At 70.9% G+C, this 6,574-nt stretch carries 7 protein-coding genes; 6 read left to right on the plus strand and 1 reads right to left on the minus strand.

Translation table 11 applies throughout. The features are described 5' to 3' along the window. Positions 1 to 41 precede the first annotated feature (41 nt). The 5 genes from E1182_RS28260 to E1182_RS28280 all read left to right on the plus strand — a co-directional run bounded on the left by E1182_RS28260 (position 42) and on the right by E1182_RS28280 (position 5,561). Complete coding sequence (locus tag E1182_RS28260; protein WP_132270783.1) at positions 42 to 2,549, plus strand: bifunctional FO biosynthesis protein CofGH; 2,508 nt, start codon at positions 42 to 44, stop codon at positions 2,547 to 2,549. 123 nt (positions 2,550 to 2,672) lie between these two features. Next, the gene (locus tag E1182_RS28265; RefSeq protein ID WP_132270784.1) at positions 2,673 to 2,951 is read left to right on the plus strand and encodes a hypothetical protein; all 279 of its coding nucleotides are present in this window, start codon (positions 2,673 to 2,675) and stop codon (positions 2,949 to 2,951) included. A 101-nt stretch (positions 2,952 to 3,052) separates the two neighbouring features. Beyond that, positions 3,053 to 4,450 carry a DUF4331 domain-containing protein gene (locus E1182_RS28270; RefSeq protein WP_132270785.1) on the plus strand — a complete coding sequence of 466 codons (1,398 nt, stop codon included), beginning with the start codon at positions 3,053 to 3,055 and terminating at the stop codon, positions 4,448 to 4,450. Positions 4,451 to 4,466: 16 nt separating this feature from the next. Further along, on the plus strand, positions 4,467 to 4,829 hold the full coding sequence (locus E1182_RS28275) for a phospholipase (protein ID WP_132270786.1): 363 nt from the start codon (positions 4,467 to 4,469) through the stop codon (positions 4,827 to 4,829). Between the two features lie 474 nt (positions 4,830 to 5,303). After that, positions 5,304 to 5,561 (plus strand): WhiB family transcriptional regulator, encoded by a 258-nt coding sequence (locus E1182_RS28280; RefSeq protein WP_007455784.1) that lies wholly within the window; start codon positions 5,304 to 5,306, stop codon positions 5,559 to 5,561. Between the two features lie 138 nt (positions 5,562 to 5,699). Here the strand turns inward: E1182_RS28280 and E1182_RS28285 are convergent, their stop codons facing one another. Then, a complete protein-coding gene (locus E1182_RS28285; RefSeq protein ID WP_088963879.1) occupies positions 5,700 to 6,149 on the minus strand; it encodes a metallopeptidase family protein in 450 nt (149 codons plus the stop codon). A gap of 143 nt (positions 6,150 to 6,292) precedes the next feature. Between E1182_RS28285 and E1182_RS28290 the strand changes: the two genes are divergently transcribed. Further along, positions 6,293 to 6,574, plus strand: a 282-nt coding sequence (locus E1182_RS28290; RefSeq protein ID WP_132270787.1) for a DUF3499 domain-containing protein, incomplete at its 3' end; no start/stop codon positions are given.

Genomic DNA, 6,574 nt, shown 5'->3' on the forward strand with positions numbered 1-6,574 from the left:
CGGTCGGGTGGGGCGGAAGCGGGACGGCATAGGCTGAGCGGATGGTTGACCGCACCGAACCCGGCCCGACCGCGGCCAGCGTGCAGCGCGCGCTGCGTCGGGCGGCCAGCGGGCGCGCGCTGGACGTCGAGGAGGCGACCGCGCTGCTGGCGGCCCGTGGGCCGGAGCTGGACGAGCTGCTCCGGATTGCCGGGGAGATCCGCGACGCGGGGCTGCGTGACGCCGGCAGGCCGGGCGTGGTGACGTACTCGAAGAAGGTTTTCGTCCCGCTCACCCGGCTCTGTCGGGACCGCTGTCACTACTGCACCTTCGCCACGGTGCCGCACCGGCTACCGGCCGCCTTCCTGGAGCAGGAGGAGGTGCTGGCGATCGCCCGCCAGGGAGCGGCGCTGGGGTGCAAGGAGGCCCTGTTCACCCTCGGTGACCGTCCGGAGCAGCGGTGGCCGGCGGCCCGGCGCTGGTTGGACGAGCGGGGTTACGACTCCACCCTGGACTACCTGCGCGCCTGCGCCGTCGCCGTGCTGGAGGAGACGGGGTTGCTGCCGCACCTCAACCCGGGCGTGCTCAGCTGGTCGGAGCTGCAGCGGCTCAAGCCGGTGGCGCCGAGCATGGGAATGATGCTGGAAACCACCGCGACCCGGCTCTGGTCGGAGCCGGGCGGGCCGCACTTCGGCTCGCCGGACAAGGAGCCTGCCGTCCGGCTGCGAGTGTTGGACGACGCCGGCCGGGTGGGGGTGCCGTTCACCACCGGCATCCTGATCGGCATCGGTGAGACGCCCGCCGAGCGGGTCGACGCGATCTTCGCGATCCGCCGGGCGCACCGGGAGTACGGCCACCTCCAGGAGGTGATCGTGCAGAACTTCCGCGCGAAGCCGGACACCGCGATGCGGGGCATGCCCGACGCCGAGCTGCACGACCTGGCCGTCACCGTGGCGGTGGCCCGGGTGCTGCTCGGCCCGAAGGCCCGGATCCAGGCCCCGCCGAACCTGATCGAGGGGGAGTACGACCTTCTCCTGCGCGCCGGCATCGACGACTGGGGCGGGGTCTCCCCACTGACCCCGGACCACGTCAACCCGGAACGGCCCTGGCCGCATCTCGACGAGTTGGCCCGGCACACCGAGAAGTCCGGCTTCATGCTGCGCGAGCGGCTGACGGTCTATCCGGAGTACGTCCTGGCCGGTGACCCGTGGTTGGATCCGCGGCTGCTGCCGCACGTCAGCGCGCTGGCGGACCCGGAGACCGGCCTCGCCGTGGAGTCCGCCCGTCCGGTCGGGCGGCCCTGGCAGGAACCGGACGAGACGTACGGCGGCCGGACCGACCTGCACACCACCATCGACACCACCGGCCGGAGCGCGGACCGGCGGGGGGACTTCGACAGCGTCTACGGCGACTGGGCGGAGGTGGCCGGCAAGGTGAGCGCGCCGGCGGCGGCCGCGGGCGACGCCGAGGTGCGGGCCGGCCTGCGGCTGGCCGCGGACGACCCGGCGGCGCTGCTCGCGCCGGAGCACGAGGCGAAGGCGCTGGCGCTGTTCGGCGCGGACGGCCCGGCGCTGGACGAGCTGTGCCGGCTCGCCGACGACGTACGCCGGGACACGGTCGGCGACGACGTCACCTACGTGGTCAATCGCAACATCAACTTCAGCAACGTCTGCTACGTGGGCTGCCGGTTCTGCGCCTTCGCCCAGCGGGAGCGGGACGCCGACGCGTACCGGCTCTCGGTGGAGCAGGTCGCCGACCGGGCCGAGGAGGCGTGGGCGGCCGGGGCGAGTGAGGTCTGCCTCCAGGGCGGCATCGACCCGAAGTTTCCGGTGACCGGGTACGCCGACCTGGTTCGGGCGATCAAGGTGCGGGTGCCGGGCATGCACGTGCACGCCTTCTCACCGATGGAGATCGTCACCGCTGCCGCCAAGGCCGGTGTGCCGGTGCGGGAATGGTTGACCGGGTTGCGGGAGGCGGGCCTGGACACCATCCCCGGCACCGCCGCGGAGATCCTCGACGACGACGTGCGCTGGGTGCTCACCAAGGGCAAACTGCCGGCCGCCGCCTGGGTCGACGTGGTCAGCACGGCCCACGAGCTGGGCATCCGGTCCAGTTCGACGATGATGTACGGCCACGTCGACCATCCCGGCCAGTGGTTGGGCCACTTCCGGGTGCTGGCCGGGGTGCAGGACCGCACCGGCGGCTTCACCGAGTTCGTGGCCCTGCCGTTCGTGCACACCAACGCGCCGATCTATCTGGCCGGCATCGCCCGGCCGGGTCCCACCTGGCGGGAGAACCGGGTGGTGCACGCGATGGCACGGCTGCTGCTGCACGGCCGGATCGACAACATCCAGTGCTCGTGGGTGAAACTCGGTGACGCCGGCACGGTCGCGATGCTCCAGGGCGGCTGCAACGACCTCGGTGGCACGCTGATGGAGGAGACGATCTCGCGGATGGCCGGATCCGGTAACGGCTCGGCCCGTACCGAGGAGCAGTTGCGGGCCATCGCGGCGGCCGCGGGCCGGCCGGCGCGCAAGCGGACGACCTCGTACGGTCATCGAACCGGATAGCGTCGAACCTTTCGGACGTGCGAGCCGTACCCATGTCCGCCGGCGGCGGTTGAGGCGAGGGCCGCCGCCGGCGACCTCGCGCTCCACCCCGCGTGCGCCCGCGCGCCGGAGGAAAGGTTCCCCATGACGAGTGCAGTGCGGAAGCGGCGCTGGCCGCGACTGACCCGCCGGCAGACGTTGACCGCTGCGGCGAGCGCCACCCTGGGTGCCGCCGCGCTCACCGTGACCGGTGTCTCGGTCGCCCAGAACGCCCCGTCGGGGGCGGGAAGGAAGGACGAGCCGATCGTCGTGCACCTGCGTGACGCGGCTTCCGGGACGATGGACGTCTTTGTCGGTACCTCCCGGTTCGAGGTGCGTGACAAGGGGTTGGCGGACCAACTGCGCCGCGCCGCCAGGCGCTGACCGACCCCGCACGCCTCCCTTTCCTGCTCCGGCGCCGACTCTCGGCCGTCCGGCCCTCCCGCATGCCCCACTCCGCCCTGATCCCGTAAAGGTGGTCCGCCATGTCCTCCCACCGCGAAGCACCCGAGATAAGCAAGGACCCGGTCGCCGACAGCTCCGACCTGTACGCCTTCGTCACCCCCGACCGGCCCGACTCGGTGACGCTGATCGCCAACTACGTGCCGTTGCAGCTTCCCTCGGGTGGACCGAACTTCTTCGAGTTCGGCGACGACGTCCGGTACGAGATCCACATCGACAACGACGGTGACGGTCACCCCGACGTGACCTACCGTTTCGAGTTCACCACCGAGATCACCAACCCGAACAGCTTCCTCTACAACACCGGCCCGATCGACTCGTTGGACAGCAAGAACCTGAACCGCCGCCAGTTCTACCGGTTGACCCGGATCGCCGACGGCCGGGAGCACGTGTTGGCGCGCAAGCTGCCCTGCCCGCCGTGCAACGTGGGGCCGCTGTCCATCCCGAAGTACAACGATCTGGTCCGGCAGGCGACGTTCAACCTGTCCACCGGCGAGAAGGTCTTCGTCGGGCAGCGCGCGGACGGCTTCTTCGTCGACCTGGGGGCGATCTTCGACCTGGGTACGCTGCGACCGTTCCAGCAGCTCCATGTGGCGGGGAAGAAGGTTTTCAGGGAGCCGGGCGACCCGGTGAACGCCCTCGACCGGATGAACGTGCACAGCATCGCGCTGCAGGTGCCGCTGGGCCGGGTGCGCCGCAAGTCCAACCGGTACGGCCACACCGACCGTGCCTCGATCATCGGGGTGTGGACGACCGCGTCGCGTCAGCAGGTGAAGATCCTCGGCGACAAGGTCGCCAAGGACTCGGCGACCGGCCCGTGGACGCAGGTGTCGCGACTCGGCAACCCGTTGTTCAACGAGGTCATCGTGCCGATGGCGCAGAAGGACCTGTGGAACACGCTGCCCCCATCCGAGGACAAGCGTTTCGCCCGGTTCGTCGAGCAGCCGGAGCTGGCCGCCCTGCTGCCGGTGCTCTACCCGGGCGTCTTCCCGAACCTGGACCGGTTGAACAAGTCGAAGAAGGCGCGGGCGGACCTGGTGGCGATCCTGCTCACTGGCATCCCGTCCGGCCTGATCGACGGTTTCACCAACAACACCGGCGACGTGCAGGCCGACATGCTGCGGTTGAACACCGCGATCAGGCCGAGCGCGCGGCCGAACGCGCTCGGTGTGATCGGCGGTGACCTGGCCGGCTTTCCCAACGGCCGCCGGGTCACCGACGACGTGGTGACGATCGCCCTGCGTGCCATCGCCGGGCTCACCGTGCCGTTGGTGGACAAGAACTTCAAGCCGGACGCCGCGGCGAACGCGGTCACCCCCGGCCTGAGCGCGAAGGACGTCACCGCGCCGTTCCTGCGTAACTTCCCCTTCCTCGGCACGCCGTACGACGGGTTCAACAACCCGCCGGCGTCGCGCTCCTGACCGGACGGAGAGGCCGATGCACGAGCACCACCACCACGACGACCACCACCACCGGTACGGGCCGACGGAGAGCGGGACCGTCATGCTCGATCTCGGGGCGGACACCGGTGCGTTGATCATCTACACCGGACGTGACCAGCACGGCCGGGAGATCGAGGTCAGTCGGGACGACGAGCCCGGCGGGAAGCGGACCCACGTGGCGGTACGCGAGCGGATCGTCCGCGACGGCGTGTTCCACAGTGCCGTCTACCCGGATCTGCGCGCGGGACGCTATACCGTCTGGTGGGACGACGACACGCCGGCCGGAGTGGTCACCGTCACCGGCGGCGCCATCGCGGAGTTCGTCTGGCCGAGCAGCGCTTCACCTGGGGCGCGCTGATCGTCGTACGGTGCCGGAACCGTTGCGCCCCGTCCACAATGTGGACGGGGCGCTCTCGGCTTTTCCGGGCTCGACGAGCGGCTCGTGGCGAACCGCGTTAACCTGTGCCCCACCGAGATTCTGATCTTGGTTGACTGGTCCACCGGAGCTTCCGCCGGCGTGCCCCGGCGGTGTTCACGGTGGCGACGCCACGGCAGAAATCTGGGGCAACTCGCCGGAGAGGGCGTTACTCGTCCGGGGTCTGAATCGATAGGGCAGGTTGCGAGGCCGGGCGACCGAAGTGGCCGTCCGGGGCGGTGTCGGGAGGGCGACTCCATTATCAAGTTTGGCTTGACGGCGCACGCATTACACGCGTGTAATTTGAATGGGGTTGTTCGCGCGGAACGCAACAAATGGGGACCGGACGGACAAGCACGCCTTTCGCGTGGGGGGTTGCAGCGGCGGTGACGCCGGTGCGCGACAAGGAGGCATCTGATGGACGGCCAGCTTGAGGTGGCCGACCTGCTCGGAAACGCGCCGGAGTGGCAGGAGCGGGCGCTGTGCTCGCAGACCGACCCGGAGGCGTTCTTTCCTGAGAAGGGCGGCTCGACCCGTGAGGCGAAGCGGATCTGCTCGCGGTGCGAGGTCAAGACGGAATGTCTCGAGTACGCTCTCGGCCACGACGAGCGGTTCGGGATCTGGGGCGGGCTCTCCGAGCGGGAGCGGCGCAAGCTCAAGCGGCGGGCCGCCTGAGCTGAGGTCGGGCCGGGGCGGTGGGGGCCGCCCGGCTCACGCCCGCAGGGGCTCCGCCCGCCGGTGGCACTCACGCCCGCAGGGGCTTCGCCCCGCCGGCGGCAACGGTCGCGGTCGCGGGGGCGACCCGGCCAGGGGTCAGGCCAGCTCGTCCGGGTCGACCCCGAGCAGGTTCGCCACCTGCTCGATGATGACGTCGTGCACCAGGTCGGCGAGGTCCTCCCGGTCCATCGCCCGGAACTCCAGCGGACGGCGGTAGAGCACGATCCGGGGCGGCACCTCCTGCCGGCCGGGTCGCCCCGGCAGCAGGCGGGCAAGCGGCACCTCACCGTCCTCGAGCACATCCGAGTCGTACACGTTCAGATCCGGCGGGACGTCCTCGACGGCGAACTCGACGCCGGCCAACTCCTTGGCGAAGCGGCGCTCCAGCGTCTCGACGGTGTCGAGCACGAGGTCGTCGAAGACCTCGGCCTTCGTCCGGGCCAGCGGCACGGTCGCCGGGACCAGCCGCCCGCGCAGCCCCCGGCCGTGCCGGTCGCGGTGGGTGCGCCGGCCGGAGCCGGGGCGGCGGTGTTCCGGGCTTGTCATGTGGCAAAGGGTAGCTGCCAGTTCGGCCTGGCCTGCGGCAGCGCCACGTCAGTGGCGCGCCGGGCCGAATTGTGATCACGGTGACGGGCGTGTCGCACCGCGAACCGGTGCGCCGGACCCGGTATTGGGGATACCCTGCCGCCGTGAGGTCACCACGGCGCTGCTCTCGTAACGGCTGCCCCCGGCAAGCGGTCGCCACGCTGACCTATGTCTACAACGAGTCGACAGCCGTGGTGGGCCCACTGGCCGCGTTCGCCGAACCGCACACGTACGACCTGTGCGAGCCGCACGCGCGGAGCCTGACCGCTCCCCGGGGCTGGGACGTGGTCCGGCACGAGGGCGAGTTCGAGCCTCCGCCGCCCACCACCGACGACCTGGTCGCCCTGGCCGAGGCGGTCCGCGAGGCGGCCCGCCCCGTCGCCCCC

It is taken from the genome of Micromonospora sp. KC721 (genome assembly GCF_004348355.1).
Taxonomy (GTDB): Bacteria; Actinomycetota; Actinomycetes; order Mycobacteriales; family Micromonosporaceae; genus Micromonospora.